We start from the raw sequence: 17,806 nt of genomic DNA on the forward strand, positions 1-17,806 counted from the left end.
CTCAAAACCCAGAAGGACTTCCATCCTGAACCATTCCTGAATCATATTTATCACTCTCATTTATGCAACCTGACGAATCTACGATTTACCTTTTACCGAATCAGTGGAAAAACCTACCCCACAACCATTTTTTTGAGGCAACAACTGGTGCCGAAATGCCTCAGGAAACCGTGGTGCGTTTACTGCTGGAACACGAGACCTTACGAATTTCATTTGAATGCCGGCAAAACCCCCTCGTCCATCAAAACACCCTCACCGAACACAACGAAGATCTTTGGAAACAGGAGGTTTTTGAAGTATTTATTGCCGAAGGCAGCTCCACACCAACGCGCTATCTGGAACTTGAAATAAATCCCAACAATGCGTTGTTTGCCGGCTGGATCGACAATCCGACCGGAGAAGGCGACGGAATGAATCTTGATCTGATTCCTTACGAGAAAACAGGAATTGTTCATCATATTATCCAAAAAACCAACGATTTGTGGACAGGCGAACTTCAAATTCCGTTTGCGCTCATAGGCAAGGGAGGCCGTGTGTATCGGCTAAATTTTTATCGGATTATTTTATTAAAACCCCAAACCGATCCTGCCTGGATCTGCTCCCCGGACAATTCCTCGTTTCAATGCTGGCGCTCCACCCACAGCGGAGTTACACCCCGATTCCATCGTCCGGAAAGTTTTGGGAAGCTTATGTTTGATTAAAATAAGTGTAATTTTCAAAAGCCCGGTTATTCAACCAAAATCATCTATAAAGCGTAGGTATAACAATTGAAGAGCAGTAGGCGGATAGTAAAAATTGGGGCACCTTCACCAAACCGTATAAAGAAGACGTACTTTTGATAAAAGCCCGCAGTAAAACATTTTTATTGTAATTCAGCGTTTTATAGTGATAAAGAAGCTTAAAAGGAGTTCAATGGTGTATTTTTTCAGGATTTGTGTATTGATTTTGGCAGGATTAGGCTCCTCTTTCTGTCTGCGTGCGCATCCAACACCAATAGATACAAGCGCTACGGCCGACATTCCCGCATTTATTACCATCGGCAGCGTGAGCGTGGAAGGAAACTACCGGACCCGAACGACCATTATTCTCCGGGAAATGGCCTTACGAGCCGGAGATTCAGTTCAGGCAAATCAGCTGGATGAGCGGCTGGAAATTGACCGTAGAAAAATTGTCAACACCAATCTTTTTGTTACCGTAGACATGCTTCATTTTCCAGATAATGAAGACAGTACGCTGGTGAATATTCGGGTGGTGGTGAAAGAACGCTGGTACTTTGTGATTGTTCCGGTGTTTCAATTGGCTGACCGAAATTTTAATGAATGGTGGTATGACCGCGACCGCGACCTGAAACGAATTACTTACGGATTGTACATGAGTTACAACAACCTGACGGGTCGGGCAGATAAGCTCCGCTTACTGGCTGAGTTTGGCTTTATTCCCAAATACGAAATCTCCTATTCGGTACCATATATTGATAAAGCACAAAAAACGGGAGTAACTGCCGGTATGTCTTATACCACGAACAAAACGCTTCCGTACCGAACCTGGAATGATAAACTCGATTATTTCAACAGCGAAAGTCTCAACCGCGAGCGCTTTTATACCTTTGTAAATTTTACCCGGAGAAACAAATTTTACAGCTTTCACTCCCTGGATCTTCGCTGGAATTATCTTCAATTATCAGATACGCTTGCCCGGCTGAATCCCGAGTACCTTCTTCAATCGCGCAAAAGTCAAAATTATTTTCAGCTTACCTATACGTACAATTACGATCGTCGCGACAACGTACAGTACCCGCTGGAAGGTTTTAATTATGGGTTACAGGTCAGTAAACTTGGCTTGTTGCCAACTGACAATACCAATCAAACCTATCTCTACGGCTGGTACAAGCATTTTATTCCAATCAATAAACGATGGTTTTTCAACAGTGGCATTACCGGCAGGATGTCAGCGCCGGTGCGGCAACCATATCCGCAAACCCTTGGGCTCGGCTATCGCATGAAACTCGTCCGGGGCTATGAGTTGTATGTGATTGACGGTCAGCATTATTTTTTGTGGGAAAATGAATTGAAATACAAGCTTTTCAGCTTTCAAAAGACCTTTCCCTGGATTCCCGTACGGCAGTTCAGCACAATTCCCATTACTGCCTATCTCAACTCTTTTGCTGATTTGGGGTATGTTCAAAATTATTATCCTGAATTGAGCAATACCAAACTAGGCAACACACTGCTTTCCGGGGCAGGCGTTGGACTCGATGTGGCTACGTTTTATAACATGGTTTTCCGCTTCAACTATACAATCAATGGCCTGGGTCAGGACCGCTTCTTTTTTCAAATCGGGCGGGTATTGTGATCCAATGGGGCCGATATTCAACAGGATAATTATTAATTTTGCAAAACATCCAAAAACAGACACATTTTATGATTTACAAAACGGCTATACGTTTTTTTTCTACGCTCCTGTTTCTCACCGGCCTTTTTCTTAGTTGCCAAACCAAAACTACTCCCGAAGAAGCCACTGTTCCTACCGACTCTCTACTTTTGCCTGATCCTGCGGCAAGCGAAATTAACAGCGATCAATCCGAATTGTTCCAAACATTGCTGGGCACCACGAGCGAAGGAATCCTTCGGGGAATAAACTTTGGTGATCCGCTAAGTAAAGTGAAGGCTTCGGAAAGCTTCGAAATGTTTGAGGATTCGGCCAATCACATAGGATTTACCTACGAGACCGCACAGCTTGAAACGATTGATGTACTGTACTACTTTAATCCTGAGGAACGACTTATTTCCAAAATTACCGTTGATGTATATCTCAATAGCGAAGCCGCCACCCGTCAGTTTTGGCAAACGGCACGCCTGGAATTTACTGAGAAATATGGCCGACCGCTGACTGACAAATCAAAACAACTGAGTTGGAAAAAAAGCCCGGTACGGTTGGTGATGGAGGAAGTATCTGATGGAAAAGATTATGGTGTAAAGCTGATTTTTGAACCAACTGATAAAACAATTCTCGCCTCTCGCTGATAATGAAAAAACGTTTTCTGATACTACCGCTGATACTTTGCTGTTTTCTGATTGCCAGTCCGGGATGGTCGCAACGGGCCCAAAAGAAGGATTATCTCATTACTCTTTCCACACCTTATGGCGCTATGAAACTTATACTATTTGACCAAACACCCCTTCATAAAGCGAATTTTATAAAATTGACCAAAGAAAAATTTTATGACGGTCTGCTTTTTCACCGCATCATAGAAGGGTTTATGGTACAAGGTGGCGATCCTAACTCCCGAAATGCTGAGAAAGGCAAAGCTCTGGGAAATGGTGATGTTGGCTATAAAATCCCGGCTGAATTTCATCCCGATCTATTTCATCAAAAAGGCGCATTGGCCGCCGCTCGTGACAATAATCCAGAGAAAGCATCAAGCGGTTGTCAGTTTTATATTGTTCAGGGAAAAACGCTGAATAGCGCAGATCTCCAAAGGCAGCTCGAACGAAAGCTGGACCGTATTCCCCGAAAACCTACGGAAACACAAAAAGAAGTGTATCAAAAATTAGGCGGAACACCCCACCTTGACGGAGGATATACCGTTTTTGGTCAAGTGATTGATGGACTTGCGGTAGTTGATTCGATTGCTGCACAAGCCAAAGACCCGCGCGACCGGCCGATGAAAGATATTCCCATGTCGGTATCAGCAGAATGGATGAAGAAAAAGAACATCACCAAACGCTACGGCTACACTTTCCAGTAAGTTGTTTTATAAACTCTTTTAACCCGAATCATTTTGAGTGCTAAACGTGTATTAATCACCGGTTCCAATGGACTTTTGGGACAAAAATTAGTAGAACTCCTTAGTCAGCAGCCTGCAATAGTTACCCTCGCAACGGCGCGCGGCGCCAATCGGCTACCGCAGACTGGAGGCTACGAATTCCACAGCCTTGACATTACACAAGCTGATCAGATAGAAGAAGTTATTGCCCGCACCTTGCCCGACGTAGTGATTCATACAGCAGCTATGACTAATGTAGATCAATGCGAATTTGAAAAAGAAAATTGCTGGGCACAAAATGTGAAATCAGTAGAATATCTGATCGAATCCTGCCGCAAGCATGAGGTTTTTCTGTTGCATCTTTCAACCGATTTTATTTTTGATGGAGCACACGGGCCTTACGACGAACTTGCGGAAGCCAATCCGCTGAGTTTTTACGGGTGGAGTAAATATGCCGCCGAAAAAGCAGTAATGAACAGCGGTATTCGTTGGGCCATTGCGCGTACGGTGCTCGTGTATGGCATTGCGCACGACATGAGCCGCAGCAATATTATTTTATGGGTAAAGAAATCATTGGAAGATGGCAAGCCCATTAAGGTAGTAACAGACCAATGGCGCACGCCTACCCTTGCCGAAGATTTGGCCACAGGTTGTTTTTTAATTGCCATGCAGGAAGCAGAAGGGGTTTTCAATATTTCGGGAAAAGACCTGCTTACTCCCCACGAAATGGCGATGATGACCGCCGATTTTTTTGGTTTGGATAAGTCTCTCATCTCCGAAGCTGATTCGTCCACTTTTACCCAACCCGCCCGCCGGCCAGCGCGGACAGGTTTTAATCTTGACAAATCGCAGCAAGTTCTGGGCTATGCGCCGCATAGTTTCAAAGAAGGAATTGCACGTTTGGCTCAACAGATTCAGGCCAATTGATTTTCAAATTATTATACTAGAAAACCCCGACAGGATTCCTCTTGCCGGGGTTTATATTTTGGATTCAACCTGGTACTATCTAGACGAATAGTTGGGTGCTTCTTTCTGAATCATAATGTCGTGCGGATGGCTTTCACGAACACCGGCACTGGTTATTTTCACAAACTGAGCTTTGTGCAACGCCGCAATATCGCCCGCTCCGCAGTAGCCCATCCCTGCTTTCAGGCCGCCCACCATTTGGTAAAGAATTTCGGACACCTTCCCTTTGAACGGAACCCGACCTACAATTCCCTCGGGAACGAGCTTTTTGACGTCGTCTTCTGCATCCTGAAAATACCGATCCTTTGATCCTTCTTCCATTGCCTCCACGGAGCCCATGCCCCGGTAAGCTTTGAATTTCCGTCCTTCATAGATTACAATTTCACCCGGAGCTTCGTCAGTTCCGGCCAGCATAGAGCCAATCATGACCGTACTTGCGCCACCGGCAATGGCTTTGGTTACATCGCCTGAATACCGGATTCCACCATCCGCAATAACCGGCACACCCGTTCCTTTAAGGGCCTCGGCGGCTTCCATTACAGCCGAAAGCTGTGGAACACCGATTCCCGCAATGATGCGCGTGGTACAGATACTGCCCGGCCCTACGCCTACTTTTACGGCGTCGACTCCGGCGTTGGCCAATGCTTTAGCAGCTTCGCCAGTTGCGATATTGCCAGCAATGACATCCAATTTGGGAAATTTCTCTTTAATTGCTTTGGCCGCTTCTATAACTCCACGCGAGTGGCCGTGCGCCGTATCAAGGCTCACTACGTCTACACCTGCTTTGAGCAACGCTTCTACACGCTGTATCAGGTCCGCAGTTACACCAACCGCCGCCCCTACACGCAACCGTCCATACTCATCTTTACAGGCATTGGGATGCGATTTGCGTTTCAGAATATCCTTATAGGTAATTAAGCCCGTAAGCCGATATTCTTTATCTACGATGGGAAGTTTTTCAATTTTATATTCCTGTAAAATTGACTCGGCATCGTGTAAAGAAAGTCCTTCGGAGGCGGTAATCAGGTTTTCGCGCGTCATAATTTCGACAACCGGCCGGCTCATGTCACGCTGAAAACGCAGATCACGGTTAGTCAATATTCCGATAAGTTTGCGATTGCTGTCTACCACTGGAATCCCACCGATTTTAAACTCCCGCATGATCTGCTGCGCATCGCCCAGGTTTGCACCTTCGGAGAGTGTTATAGGGTCAAGGATCATTCCGCTTTCTGAGCGTTTTACTTTTCGTACTTGCTCAGCCTGTGCTTCCAGGCTCATGTTTTTGTGGATCATCCCGATGCCTCCTTCCTGAGCCATAGCAATAGCCAGGTCGTATTCAGTAACGGTATCCATAGCCGCCGAAATGAGCGGAATATTTAGTTGGATGTTGCGGGTAAGCCAGGTAGTGGTATTTGCGTCGCGCGGAAGAACCTCCGAATAGGCAGGCAATAGCAGAACGTCGTCGTAAGTAAGTGCCTCGTAAAGGACTTTGGATGGGTTTGTGCTCATGTGCAAATAAACAGTAGTTATTTGCAGGGCAAAATTAGATAGAACTGAGCAGATGACAAAGGCTTTTGTTGTTCTTGCAACTAATATTTTTTGGTGAAGCCAATTTTATTGAACAGCCTGACCCAGCAATACGCGTACTTTCTTGATCCGTTTTTTATCTGCCGATTGTACTTTAAACGTTACCTCCCGATGCGTAATTTGCTCTCCTGTGCGGGGCAGACGGGAGTAAAGTTCCAGCAAAAGGCCTCCCAGCGATTCGCTGTTACCCCGGACTTCATCAAAATAATCGGGTTCAAGAGACAGGATTTTACAAAAGTCATTGATGAGAACTTTGCCTTCAAAAATAAACGTTTTGTCATCTACCCGTGTAAAGTTCACTTCCTCATCGTCGTCGTATTCGTCGTTAATATCCCCAAAAATTTCTTCAATAATATCTTCCAGAGTAATGAGGCCGTTTGTCCCTCCATATTCATCAACAACCACGGCCATGTGTACGCGGCGGTTTTGAAATTCGTGCAACAGATCATCCAGCCGCTTACTTTCGGGAATAAAATACGCCTTTCTAAGAAGTTTTTGCCAGCCAAAATGCTCGTCACGATGCAGATGTGGCAGCAAATCTTTGACATACAGCAACCCTTCCACCGAGTCTAGTGTATCCTGATATACAGGAATCCGGGAATATCCTGATTTATTTATTTTATCCATTAATTCATGGAAATCAAGATCAATATCAACTGCCGTAATGTTTAGTCGCGGCTGCATAGCCTGTCGTGCGGTTGTTTGCCCAAAAGTGGCCAACCCACGCAGCAAATCTCTTTCCTCTTCGTTGTTATCCTCATTGTCAGAAGACTCCGCACGGGATTCGATTTCTTCGGGTAATAATACCCCCCATTTGGTGCGTAAAAAGGTGAAGCCTCTTGTCAGTGGGGCAAGTGCTTTCAGCGCTACTTTTACGATTGGAGTTAACCAGGGTGTGAGTACGGTCGCATGCCGCCCGGCCAAATAACGCACCAGTGCATCCAGAAATATCCAGCCAAGCAAACCACCAAAGAAGATTTTTCCAGGCACATCGGAGGAAGATTCAAGTTGCAACAGCCACAACAGCCGGGATGCCCATAAAAATGCAACCAGCGTGGCAGCACGCTGAAGCAGGGATAGTGTAAGTTTTTGTGGAAAGGTAAGGCCGTCTGTCCGATGCTTTTTTTCCCAGGGAGAATCTGAGGAAGGAACGGTCGCATAGGCGGCCCGAATTGCAGAAAATACCAGGGAGAGTAGTAATAATCCGAACAAAATACTTACAGAAAGCAAGTCTATTTGGCTTGTAAGTTGATCCGTACCCAGGGCGAGGGGCGCTAGTTGACGAAGTTCTGTACGACTTCGCCCAATCGTTCGGGGCCCAGGGTCATCGCTGTCTTTTGGTTCTTTCACTGCTTTTAGGGTAAATTATTTTTTCGGATGGAAGTAAAACAATTATTTCTATAAAATTGTACCAACCACCAATTTTTGGTCAAAAATGCGCTTTTTTCAGGGTAGTATGACAAAATTGTATTGAACAATTCCCCAATTTCAAAAAAAGCCCCATGTCATTACATGAGGCTTTGCTGTAAAATCAAAATGGCAAATCATCGTCATCGCCACCAGCTGCCATCGTCGGCGGCACCGGATCGTTGGCGCGAGGGGTCGTCGTGACCGGCTGCCTCGCAGCGGGTTGCTGCGGGCTATTTTCAGTAGTCCCGCCTGTCCCGCCTCCACCAAGTAGAGTCATGTTATTGGCCCGGATTGTTATTCCGCTGCGTTGCTGCCCTTCTTTATCCGTCCAGTTTTCACTTCTAATTTTCCCTTCAATATACACGGCGTTACCTTTACGAAGATATTTTTCCGCTATTTGAGCCAGCCGGTCCCAGAGTTCAATACGGTGCCATTCGGTTTGTTCAACACGTTCGCCATTTTTATTCGTATACGATTCGGAAGTTGCTATATTGAATCGTGCCACCGAAGAGCCACCTTCCAGATACCGCACTTCCGGGTCACTTCCAAGATTTCCAATCAGGATTACTTTATTTACACTACCAGCCATAGGAATCGAATTTTTAAATTATAACTAATTATAAACCAGAGTATTTATAGATTATTTTAGGCACTTTTATTTTTAATTTGGTGAAATAAAATTACTAAAATAATGCTCTTTCAGGAAACTATCTATCAAAATTGGTTTAGGAAGCTGCTCCACCTGATCGAATGAGAAAAACGACAAATTGTCAGGCAAAGCCATGTTTGCCGAATCCGCAAACCTTAGACGCCAAAACTGCACATGAAGTTTCTGATGAGATAACAAATGAACGTAGGTTTTCTGAGGCACTTGAATCTCACTTTCCAAAAACCACGAGTGAACCGTCGGCTGCTCCATAAATTCATCCGGACTTTCGGGTAATTGAAGTGTTTCTATCAGAAAAAAATCATACAATCCCTGCCAAACATCCTTGCCGCCTCGCAGGTTCATGGCCAACTTCCCGTTCCATTCAAGTACCAGATAGTTTAGAAATCGATTCCGCACTTTTGCTTTTTTCGCCTTTACAGGTAAAACGGACTGTTGACCATTTTGAAACGCATAACACGAATCCTGAAAAGGGCACAAAAGACAATCAGGCGCTACGGGCTGACACTGAATTGCCCCAAATTCTATCATTGCCTGATTAAAAAACGCCGCATTGTCGGCAGGAATCAGGGTTTTGGCTAACTCAAAAAACTCTTTTTTGGCAGCATGCGAGGCAATATCGGTTTTTATTCCAAAGAGTCGGGCCAATACCCGGTACACATTTCCATCAACTGCCGGTACGGCTTCGCCAAACGCAAAAGAGGCAATCGCAGCAGCGGTGTAGTTGCCAACCCCTTTCAATCGCAACAGCTGTTCATACGAATTGGGAAAAACTCCATTAAACTCCTGTACGATCTGCCGGGCAGTCTGATGCATATTTCGGGCCCGGGAATAGTAGCCGAGCCCCTGCCAGGTCCGCAAAATATCCTGTTCGTCGGCTTCTGCCATTGCTTGTACGGTAGGATATTTCTCAACAAATCGCAGGTAATAAGGCAAGCCCTGAGCCACTCGGGTTTGTTGCAGAATCACTTCCGAAAGCCAGATTTGGTAGGGATCTGAGGTGTGCCGCCAGGGCAAATCGCGGTGATGATGATGGTACCAATGAATTAATTTACTGCTAAAATCTGTCACTTTCATACTAGATTACTCCCTAAATCAACGGGTTAGTTCCTGTTTTTTAATGGTTTAGAAAAAAAAGGGAAAAGAATGCCTTTTAAATTTTAGTAAAATTACGCTACCTTTGTACTCCCAAAAATCAGATGGGTAGTATTGTAAACGAAACAATATACACTTAAAAGTTAATATATACAGTGACTAAGGCAGACGTAATCGCACAGATTTCTGAGAAAACAGGTGTTGAAAAAGCTGATGTACAGCAAACTCTCGAAACTTTCTTCACCGTGGTTAAAGATTCACTCGCTGATGGCGAAAATCTTTATGTGAGAGGATTTGGCAGCTTCATTAACAAGAAGCGTGCCCGGAAAGTGGCCCGGAATATTTCACAGGGTACCTCAATGATCATTGATGAGCACTTTGTTCCCAGCTTCAAGCCTGCAAAGGTTTTTGTAGAGCAGGTAAAAAGCAGCGATTCTCTAAAATCTGTTGTTGAGAAATAATCTTTCAGATTAGTACAAACAATTAATCGGCGTAGCATGAAGAAGACTATAATTCTGGTATGTGTTTTGGCCATTGCATTGGTGGGTACACTGTACAGTTTACCCAAAATCGTGGTCAATTCAAAATCCCAGGATGTAGAAGGCGGACAGCAAACCGAACAGGCGTCAGGTGGTGAATCGACGGGTGCGTCCGGTTCAAATTCTGAATCAGAACACTTCAATCAGTCCCTGACGCCTGAACAAAAACAGGTTATTGATCCTCTGCGTGCTTCTTTTGTACAGGCTACTGCCGATGCCAAAATGCAGGCGGCCATTAAACTTTCGGAGACCTTTGGGCAATTCCAGAAATTTGATAGTGCAGCCTATTACGCCGAGCAGGCCGCAATTCTTGATCCATCCCTTGAAAATCAGATTCGTACAGCAGATCGCTATTACGAAGCGTACGGTTTTGCGGTAGATGAAGAAAAAGCCAAAACATTGGGTGAAAAAACCCGCACGTATTACAAGAAAGCACTCGATCAGAATCCTGAGCTACTCTCTGCCAAAGCGAACATGGCGATGACCTATGTCAACACCGCTTCACCGATGCAGGGAATTATGCTTTTGCGAGAAGTGCTTGACGCAGACCCAACGAATGAGTTGGCTTTGTTCAATTTAGGAATTCTTTCGATGCGCTCCAATCAGTACACCAAAGCGGTGGAGCGTTTCCGTCAAATTCTTCTCAATCATCCTTCCAATACAAAAGCTCAGTTTTACCTAGGCGTATGTCTCGTAGAGTTGGGCCGTGACGAAGAGGCCTCTGAGGTACTCGCTGATGTAAAAAAGAAGGAAAAAGATCCGGTGATTCAGCAAGCAATTGGCGAGCTGGAACAGCGGCTAAAAAAATAAAATAGTTATTTTTCACCTTATTAACCGTCAAAAGCTATGCCTTGCGGAAAGAAAAGAAAACGTCACAAGATTGCGACCCACAAAAGAAAGAAGCGTTTAAGAAAAAACAGACATAAGAAAAAGTAAAAGTATTGATTAAACCGGGGAAGAAACTTCTTTTCCGGTTTAATCTGCTTTATTACCTTTTCATCTTCTTCTCAATTATTTCTGACGTACACCTGTACCAAATTCTAAACAGGAAACCTGCGTCTACATTATTTCAATTAGTCAAGACCAATTAATTGGTTATACATTGAGTAACGAATTAGTAATAAATTCTACTCAAAAGGGGGAACGTATAGCCCTTTTGCAGGATAAGCGCCTTCTTGAATATCACGTAGAGGAGCCCGATCACAGTTTTACGGTTGGAGATATTTATCTCGGAACCGTCCGCAAACTGGTGACAGGGCTCAATGCGGCATTTGTTGACGTGGGCTACGAAAAAGATGCCTTTCTGCACTATCTGGACCTGGGACCAAACATTAATTCGCTCAATAAATTTACGAAGGATGTAATTTCAAAACGAGCGAATTCTGGCAAGCTAAGTGCCTTTAAGATGGAACCCGAGATCGAAAAACTCGGGAAAATTGATAAAGTACTGGTAAAGAATCAGCCAATTCTGGTTCAGATTGTGAAAGAACCAATTTCGACCAAAGGCCCCCGTCTTTCGTGTGATATTTCGATAGCAGGCCGGTACATTGTGTTAGTTCCATTTTCAAATTCTGTTAATTTATCCAAAAAAATTACAGACAAACAGGAACGAACACGCTTGCAAAGACTGATGTCTTCTATAAAGCCGGCCAACTTTGGGGTGATTGTGCGAACAGTCGCTCAAAGCAGAGATGTTGAGGAACTCGACAAGGATCTGCAAAACTGCCTGGAAAAGTGGGAGAAAGGGATAAAACTCCTGCGAGATGCCAAACCTCGTGACCGAGTCATTGGCGAAATGAACCGTGCGTCTTCCATCATCCGTGACATGCTCAACGAGTCGTTTGACAGCATTACGGTTGACTCCAAAGACGTATTTGAAGATATTAAATCCTACATCCGGACAATTGCCCCGGATAAGGAAAACATTCTCAAACTGCACAATGGCAAGAATAAAGTCTTTGAACAGTTTGGGCTTGAAAAACAAATTAAATCGCTGTTTGGCCGTTCGGTGAGTCTTCCCGGCGGCGGCTACCTCATCATTGAGCATACAGAAGCCCTTCACGTCATTGACGTAAATAGTGGGAACAAATCCAATAGTGAAGAAGATCAGGAAGCTACTGCCCTGAGTGTGAACAGCGAAGCGGCTAAGGAAATTGCCCGTCAGCTGCGCCTGCGCGACATGGGTGGAATCATTGTGATTGATTTTATTGATCTTAAAAAGGCTGATAATAAACGGAAGATTCACGATGTGATGCGGGAAGAAATGAAGTCGGACCGCTCGAAGTATACCGTGCTTCCGCTTTCAAAATTTGGCCTGATGCAGATTACCCGGCAGCGGGTAAGGCCCGAAATGAATATCGTGACGCGCGAAACCTGCCCAACCTGCGGGGGAACCGGCACGATTCAGGCAAGTATCCTGATTACGGACATTATTCTGAACAATCTGGATTATATTCTGACGAAACAAAACGAAAGCCGAATCAGTATTTCCCTGCATCCTTTTCTGCACGCCTATTTCACAAAGGGCCTAATCTCGCAGCAGATGAAATGGTTTTTTACGTATAAGACCTGGGTTTCGCTTATCAAAGACTCGTCGCTTGGCGTTGTTGATTTTACCTTTCACAACAAGTTCGGGGAGGTCATTGAGCTGAATGCACAGTAAAGATTTTTCAGTCGGGTGAGGTAGTTTTTACTTCACCCGATTATTTTTTTGAACAGAATTGTAGCTTCGTTCAATTTTTCCAGATTTAACGTCTGCTGCTGCTGTTTCTCCTGACCAAATTCAATTAAGCGCTCCGTAGGCATATTTCCTACGAGCGAATCCTGCGCCATCGGGCAGCCCCCAAAACCCAGCAAAGCGCCATCAAAGCGCCGACAGCCCGCTTCATAGGCAGCCTCTACTTTAAAACGCCATTCCTGGGGTAGTGTATGAAAATGCCCCCCAAATTCGAGCGTAGGACGGGTAGAAATCAATTCCTGAAAAATAGCGTAAACATCTTCCGGCTTTGCCACTCCGACCGTATCGGACAGCGAGAAAATCCTTACGCCCATACCTGCCAGCTCATCTACCCATTGCCGGGCAAGTGCCGGACTCCACGGGTCACTGTAAGGATTACCAAAACCCATTGAAAGATACGCCACCAACTCTTTCCCGTATGCTTGACAAAGTGACTGAATCTCACGCACCCGCTCCACTGACTGGGCAATTGTCGAATTGGTATTGCGTAGCTGAAAGGTCTCAGATATCGAAAAGGGAAAGCCTATGTACTGAATTTGTTCAAAAGCGCAGGCCTGCTGTGCTCCACGGACATTGGCCACAATGGACAAAAGCCGGGTTGACGTATCATGAAGATTTAGTCCTTCCAGAACTTCTGCCGTATCGCTTACCTGAGGCATAGCCGCCGGTGACACAAAACTGCCGAAATCCAGGGTATCAAATCCTACTTCCAGCAACAGATTCAAATACTCAATTTTTTGATCTGTCGAAATAAATGGATGATGCCCCTGCCAGGCATCCCGCGGACATTCAATGAGTTTCATAGGTGAATGTGCGTTAAGTAAAAACGAAAGGCGCCGGGAAGCGCCTTTCTTCAATCAATTTTACATCAAAATTGGCTTCAAATCCTCTTCATTTTCGGCCAGCCACGCGGCAATTTCCTCTACTATTTGTCGGATCCCGATTTCGGGTTTCCAGCCGGTCAAGGCTGTCACTTTGGTGTTATCAGTTACGTAAAGCCGGATATCGGCTGTACGTGTTTCGGCAACGGCCTTAATGGGAATCGTTTTTCCGGTTACTTCCTGACAAATCTTTGTTAGCTCTTGCAACGAAGCGCTGCTTTCAAGGCCTCCACCGGCGTTCAGAATCTGACCGTTTACCTGATCCAGATTGTGTAATTGCCAATCAATCAGTCGATACAAATCTGCTACGTGCAACATATCTCTAATCTGCTTACCAGTACCACCGTAGCCAAAATAACCCAACTGCTGGTCAAAATAATGCTTGGCAATCCATAGTACCATTACACCCTGATCGACCTTACCCATTTGCCAGGGACCGGTGATTACGCCACACCGATTAATAACCGTTTTGAGACCATAAAACTCATTATACTCCTGAATCAGAAGTTCAGAAGCCAGCTTGGTGGTGCCATAGAGCGAACGTGGGCCATCCAGCGGAAAATCTTCGGCAATGCCTTTGGAGGAGGCTCCCGGTACCGGCTGTTCATCAGCAAGTGCGAAACGGGTTTCTTCTTCCACGAAATTCAGTCCTTCCAGCGTTTTGATCGGGTAAACCCGGCTTGTGGAAAGAAAAAGGAAAGCTGCTTTGTGTTTCAGCGCATAGTTCAGGCAGTTGACAGTCCCAAACAAATTGGTATTAATCAAATAATCAGGCGTACCATCCAGGCCAGCCAATACCGACGGCTCGGCGGAGGCCTCAATGACCGCATCTACGCCCGGAAGCGCGTCAAAATCTTCCTTGCTACGAATATCTCCGTGAATAAATTCTACGCCCTGCTTTTTTAATCGGGATAGATTTAGCTCAGACCCTCGTCGTTTCAGATTGTCCATCGCAAAGATCTCATAATCGGGATAATTCATTTTCAGAGCAATAGCTAACGAAGACCCAACAAAACCCGCACCGCCTGTAATTAGTAGTTTCATGAATGTGTACCTGTTTTTTTCAAAAGTCAAAGGTAAGGTCATTCAACTAATCCACAGAAATTCTATGCTGATTTTTATCAGGATGTCATTTTTGTTAAACTATTTTGATCGGTATTGACTTCTATTTAGATAAGAAATTGGCATAAGCTGCCTTTTGTGAACAATTATTTTTAAGTTACTTCAACAAACATTTATGAAAACACTACCACTTGCCCCAGGCGCCAATCTGCCTATTTTGGGGCTTGGCACCTGGAAATCGGCCGAAGGCGAAGTTTACAAAGCCGTCACTGAGGCCATCTCTATCGGATACAGGCACATTGATTGCGCAGCTATATATGGCAATGAAAGAGAAATCGGGCAGGCCCTTCATGACGTACTATCGTCGGGAGTAGTAACTCGTGAAGAATTGTGGATTACTTCCAAGCTCTGGAATAATTCGCACCGACCTGAGCAGGTGCAGCCCGCATTGGCAAAAACCCTGAGCGATTTGCAGCTCGACTACCTGGATCTTTACCTGATTCACTGGCCGGTGGCACTCAAAGAAGGCGTTGGTTTTCCGGCAGATGGCTCTGACTTCCTGAATTTGAGCGAAGTACCACTTTCTCAAACCTGGCAAGGCATGGAAGATTGTGTAGATGCAGGATTGACACGAACTATTGGGGTTTCAAATTTTAGCATAAAAAAAATTGAGCAACTCCTGGAAACAGCGCGGATTAATCCGGCCATGCTTCAGGTAGAATTACACCCTTTTTTACAACAAAATACGCTGGTAAAGTTTTGTCAGGATCGAAATATCCAATTGACAGCCTATTCACCCCTTGGTTCCGGCGACCGGCCCGAACGACTCAAAAAAGCCGATGACCCTGCTCTGCGTGACCATTCAACGATTCTGGAAATTGCCGAAAAATATAGCTGTACATGGGCGCAGGTTTTGCTGGCGTGGGCCATTAACCGCAACGTGGCGGTCATTCCAAAATCAGTAAATCCGGATCGTTTGCAACAAAATCTGGAAGCAGCAGAAATCGATTTGGATGCCGACGATATGGCGCGAATCAGCGAAATGGACCTGCACTTTCGCTACATCAATGGCAGTACATGGGCCCATCCGGACACCGACTATACGCTCGCAAATTTGTGGGATGAATAGTCTGTTGCGCTGTTAACTATATACCCTTTTTAGTTTGACGTTTTCGGCAGGACGAATCACCAGCGGTACTTTTTCGATTTTAACCGAGCTGCTGTCAAGGCCAAACCACTTGTCTTCGGGAGTCGTAAAATCTTTAACGAAAAAATACGCTTTCATTACAATACGCTCAAAATAAGGGAGGTCGTTTTCAAACGAAAGGAAACGTTCGAGTACTACGAATCGAAAATCACCCGTCATATTTTGCCGGCTGAGTGATTCGTAGCGGCTCGTAATATCGACCTCCTTATTTTTCACCATGTCTTCAATAACCCGCCGAAAAAACAGGTTGATACGCTGCTCCACCCTGAATCCCAGGCGAAACGTAACTTTGATGACATCATCCGGCTCAATTACGTCCACCTTGTATTCCATCGTATAAGGATCATCGAGCGTATCTACATGGACAAACCAATATATATCAGCTCGTTTGGGGCGTTTTTGAAAGATAGAATAAATAACCTTGGTTTCTATTTCGCTCACGCGTGAGGCATTGCTCATAAAAATCAGGTGGGTAGCGTATTTTGGAATACTAATGTCGCGGCTCAGCTCGCGCAAGGCTGGCAGGTAGGTTTCCAGGCGTACATATTCTGTAAGTCGGAGTTTGATGTAAAATGCTTTAAGCCATACAAACATCAGGCTGCCCATAATACTTGCAATCAGCACCGTAACCCAGCCACCGTGCATAAATTTCAACATATTGGCGACCAAAAAACTACTTTCGATAATGAGGTAAAACCCGACGAAAGCGGCCACCCACCACATGTTCACCTTTTTTACATAAAGATAATAGCCAAACAAAATGGTATTCATCATCATGGTCATGGTAATGGCGAGGCCATAGGCGGCTTCCATGTTTGTAGACTCCTTGAAATACAAAACAACAGCTACGCATCCTGCAAACAAAAGAAAATTGATGCTTGGTACATACAGCTGTCCTTTTTGATTGGATGGATATACCAACCGTACCTTAGGCCAGAAATTTAGGCGAATGGCTTCGCTGATGAGCGTAAAAGCCCCGCTTAGCATAGCCTGACTCGCTATCACCGTTGCGATGGTAGCAATGGCAATTCCGAAAGGCAAAAACCAGAGCGGCATAATTTCGTAGAACGGATTACGCTCTCCGAGCATCTGACCATTAAATTGTAGTACATACACGCCCTGCCCGAAGTAATTGAGCAGCAGGCAGATCTTAACAAAAATCCAGCTAAACCGAATATTCGCCCGGCCACAATGCCCCAGGTCTGAGTAGAGTGCTTCTGCGCCCGTTGTACATAGAAAAACTGCCCCCAATAGCCAAAAACCACCCGGATGTACCACCAAAAACTGGTACGCATAGTAAGGATTCATGGCCCGCAAAACCGTTGGATCCTTCATTAGCGACAGCAACCCTACTGAACCCAGCATACAGAACCACACCAACATGACCGGCCCAAAAGCGGCTCCTACCCGGTTGGTTCCGAATACCTGCACCATGAACAAAATGGCCAGAATGACCAGTACAATCGGGATGGTTTCGATGGAAGGATAGATGGTTCGGATACCTTCCACAGCGGAAGAAACCGAGATTGGCGGAGTGATGATGCTATCGGAGAGCAGGGTACTACCTCCGATAATTGCGGGCACGGTCAGCCATTTGGCATGACGCCGCACAAGAGCAAACAGGGCGAAAATTCCTCCTTCCCCTTTGTTGTCAGCCCGTAAAATCAGGATTACATATTTTACCGTTGTTTGGAGTGTCAGCGTCCAGAATACGCAGGACAAAGCCCCCAAAATGAGTTCATTAGAGATAGTTTCAGAGCTGGCAATGGCACGAAGTACATAGAGCGGAGATGTACCAATATCACCAAAAATAATCCCCAAAGCGACCAATAGCCCGGCAGCGGAGACTTTATCTACATGTTTATGATTATCCATTGATTTTAACTGGC

The 17,806-nt window shown here is 45.2% G+C and carries 16 protein-coding genes; 9 read left to right on the forward strand and 7 right to left on the reverse strand.

What is annotated here, in order from left to right; translation table 11 throughout:
* Nucleotides 1-62: 62 nt before the first annotated feature.
* From EZE20_RS14205 to EZE20_RS14225, 5 genes are all read left to right on the forward strand, one after another.
* Nucleotides 63-701 (forward strand): carbohydrate-binding family 9-like protein, encoded by a 639-nt coding sequence (locus EZE20_RS14205; RefSeq protein ID WP_132118758.1) that lies wholly within the window; start codon nt 63-65, stop codon nt 699-701.
* Nucleotides 702-912: 211 nt separating this feature from the next.
* Nucleotides 913-2,352, forward strand: a complete 1,440-nt coding sequence (locus EZE20_RS14210) for a BamA/TamA family outer membrane protein (RefSeq protein ID WP_132118760.1) — start codon at nt 913-915, stop codon at nt 2,350-2,352.
* A 68-nt stretch (nt 2,353-2,420) separates the two neighbouring features.
* Nucleotides 2,421-3,023: a hypothetical protein gene (locus EZE20_RS14215; protein WP_132118762.1), complete on the forward strand. Its 603-nt coding sequence runs from the start codon at nt 2,421-2,423 to the stop codon at nt 3,021-3,023.
* Nucleotides 3,024-3,025: 2 nt separating this feature from the next.
* Nucleotides 3,026-3,748, forward strand: a complete 723-nt coding sequence (locus EZE20_RS14220; RefSeq protein ID WP_132118764.1) for a peptidylprolyl isomerase — start codon at nt 3,026-3,028, stop codon at nt 3,746-3,748.
* A 33-nt stretch (nt 3,749-3,781) separates the two neighbouring features.
* Entirely contained in the window at nt 3,782-4,693 is a 912-nt protein-coding gene (locus tag EZE20_RS14225) for an SDR family oxidoreductase (protein ID WP_132118766.1), read from the forward strand.
* A 75-nt stretch (nt 4,694-4,768) separates the two neighbouring features.
* On the opposite strand, the gene guaB is transcribed toward EZE20_RS14225, so the two are convergent.
* From guaB to mutY, 4 genes are all read right to left on the reverse strand, one after another.
* Complete coding sequence (gene guaB, locus EZE20_RS14230) at nt 4,769-6,241, reverse strand: IMP dehydrogenase (RefSeq protein WP_132118768.1); 1,473 nt, start codon at nt 6,239-6,241, stop codon at nt 4,769-4,771.
* A 105-nt stretch (nt 6,242-6,346) separates the two neighbouring features.
* On the reverse strand, nt 6,347-7,669 hold the full coding sequence (locus EZE20_RS24395; RefSeq protein WP_228713754.1) for a transporter associated domain-containing protein: 1,323 nt from the start codon (nt 7,667-7,669) through the stop codon (nt 6,347-6,349).
* Nucleotides 7,670-7,850: 181 nt separating this feature from the next.
* On the reverse strand, nt 7,851-8,318 hold the full coding sequence (locus EZE20_RS14240) for a single-stranded DNA-binding protein (RefSeq protein WP_132118770.1): 468 nt from the start codon (nt 8,316-8,318) through the stop codon (nt 7,851-7,853).
* Nucleotides 8,319-8,390: 72 nt separating this feature from the next.
* Complete coding sequence (mutY, locus tag EZE20_RS14245) at nt 8,391-9,473, reverse strand: A/G-specific adenine glycosylase (RefSeq protein WP_132118772.1); 1,083 nt, start codon at nt 9,471-9,473, stop codon at nt 8,391-8,393.
* Nucleotides 9,474-9,646: 173 nt separating this feature from the next.
* Here mutY and EZE20_RS14250 point away from each other — a divergent pair, with 173 nt between their 5' ends.
* The 3 genes from EZE20_RS14250 (at nt 9,647) to EZE20_RS14260 (ending at nt 12,692) form a co-directional block, all read left to right on the forward strand.
* On the forward strand, nt 9,647-9,952 hold the full coding sequence (locus tag EZE20_RS14250; RefSeq protein ID WP_132118774.1) for an HU family DNA-binding protein: 306 nt from the start codon (nt 9,647-9,649) through the stop codon (nt 9,950-9,952).
* Between the two features lie 36 nt (nt 9,953-9,988).
* Nucleotides 9,989-10,840 carry a tetratricopeptide repeat protein gene (locus EZE20_RS14255; RefSeq protein WP_132118776.1) on the forward strand — a complete coding sequence of 284 codons (852 nt, stop codon included), beginning with the start codon at nt 9,989-9,991 and terminating at the stop codon, nt 10,838-10,840.
* A 292-nt stretch (nt 10,841-11,132) separates the two neighbouring features.
* On the forward strand, nt 11,133-12,692 hold the full coding sequence (locus tag EZE20_RS14260) for an Rne/Rng family ribonuclease (RefSeq protein ID WP_132118778.1): 1,560 nt from the start codon (nt 11,133-11,135) through the stop codon (nt 12,690-12,692).
* Between the two features lie 32 nt (nt 12,693-12,724).
* On the opposite strand, the gene EZE20_RS14265 is transcribed toward EZE20_RS14260, so the two are convergent.
* Nucleotides 12,725-13,570: a hydroxymethylglutaryl-CoA lyase gene (locus EZE20_RS14265; RefSeq protein ID WP_132118780.1), complete on the reverse strand. Its 846-nt coding sequence runs from the start codon at nt 13,568-13,570 to the stop codon at nt 12,725-12,727.
* A 60-nt stretch (nt 13,571-13,630) separates the two neighbouring features.
* Nucleotides 13,631-14,692: an NAD-dependent epimerase/dehydratase family protein gene (locus EZE20_RS14270; RefSeq protein ID WP_132118782.1), complete on the reverse strand. Its 1,062-nt coding sequence runs from the start codon at nt 14,690-14,692 to the stop codon at nt 13,631-13,633.
* Between the two features lie 193 nt (nt 14,693-14,885).
* Between EZE20_RS14270 and EZE20_RS14275 the strand changes: the two genes are divergently transcribed.
* Nucleotides 14,886-15,839: an aldo/keto reductase gene (locus EZE20_RS14275; RefSeq protein ID WP_132118784.1), complete on the forward strand. Its 954-nt coding sequence runs from the start codon at nt 14,886-14,888 to the stop codon at nt 15,837-15,839.
* A gap of 12 nt (nt 15,840-15,851) precedes the next feature.
* Here EZE20_RS14275 and EZE20_RS14280 read toward each other — a convergent pair whose 3' ends face one another.
* The gene (locus EZE20_RS14280) at nt 15,852-17,792 is read right to left on the reverse strand and encodes a KUP/HAK/KT family potassium transporter (protein WP_132118786.1); all 1,941 of its coding nucleotides are present in this window, start codon (nt 17,790-17,792) and stop codon (nt 15,852-15,854) included.
* Between the last annotated feature and the right edge of the window lie 14 nt (nt 17,793-17,806).

This window comes from Arundinibacter roseus (genome assembly GCF_004348825.1).
Lineage (GTDB): Bacteria > Bacteroidota > Bacteroidia > Cytophagales > Spirosomataceae > Arundinibacter > Arundinibacter roseus.

Bases quoted from the DNA above. Each gene is read 5' to 3' on its own strand.
- mutY (WP_132118772.1), bottom strand. From the start codon at position 9,473: ATGAAAGTGACAGATTTTAGCAGTAAATTAATTCATTGGTACCATCAT.
- EZE20_RS14265 (WP_132118780.1), bottom strand. From the start codon at position 13,570: ATGAAACTCATTGAATGTCCGCGGGATGCCTGGCAGGGGCATCATCCA.
- EZE20_RS14215 (WP_132118762.1), top strand. From the start codon at position 2,421: ATGATTTACAAAACGGCTATACGTTTTTTTTCTACGCTCCTGTTTCTC.
- EZE20_RS14205 (WP_132118758.1), top strand. From the start codon at position 63: ATGCAACCTGACGAATCTACGATTTACCTTTTACCGAATCAGTGGAAA.
- EZE20_RS14270 (WP_132118782.1), bottom strand. From the start codon at position 14,692: ATGAAACTACTAATTACAGGCGGTGCGGGTTTTGTTGGGTCTTCGTTA.
- EZE20_RS14275 (WP_132118784.1), top strand. From the start codon at position 14,886: ATGAAAACACTACCACTTGCCCCAGGCGCCAATCTGCCTATTTTGGGG.
- guaB (WP_132118768.1), bottom strand. From the start codon at position 6,241: ATGAGCACAAACCCATCCAAAGTCCTTTACGAGGCACTTACTTACGAC.
- EZE20_RS14220 (WP_132118764.1), top strand. From the start codon at position 3,026: ATGAAAAAACGTTTTCTGATACTACCGCTGATACTTTGCTGTTTTCTG.
- EZE20_RS14280 (WP_132118786.1), bottom strand. From the start codon at position 17,792: ATGGATAATCATAAACATGTAGATAAAGTCTCCGCTGCCGGGCTATTG.
- EZE20_RS14240 (WP_132118770.1), bottom strand. From the start codon at position 8,318: ATGGCTGGTAGTGTAAATAAAGTAATCCTGATTGGAAATCTTGGAAGT.
- EZE20_RS14255 (WP_132118776.1), top strand. From the start codon at position 9,989: ATGAAGAAGACTATAATTCTGGTATGTGTTTTGGCCATTGCATTGGTG.
- EZE20_RS14210 (WP_132118760.1), top strand. From the start codon at position 913: ATGGTGTATTTTTTCAGGATTTGTGTATTGATTTTGGCAGGATTAGGC.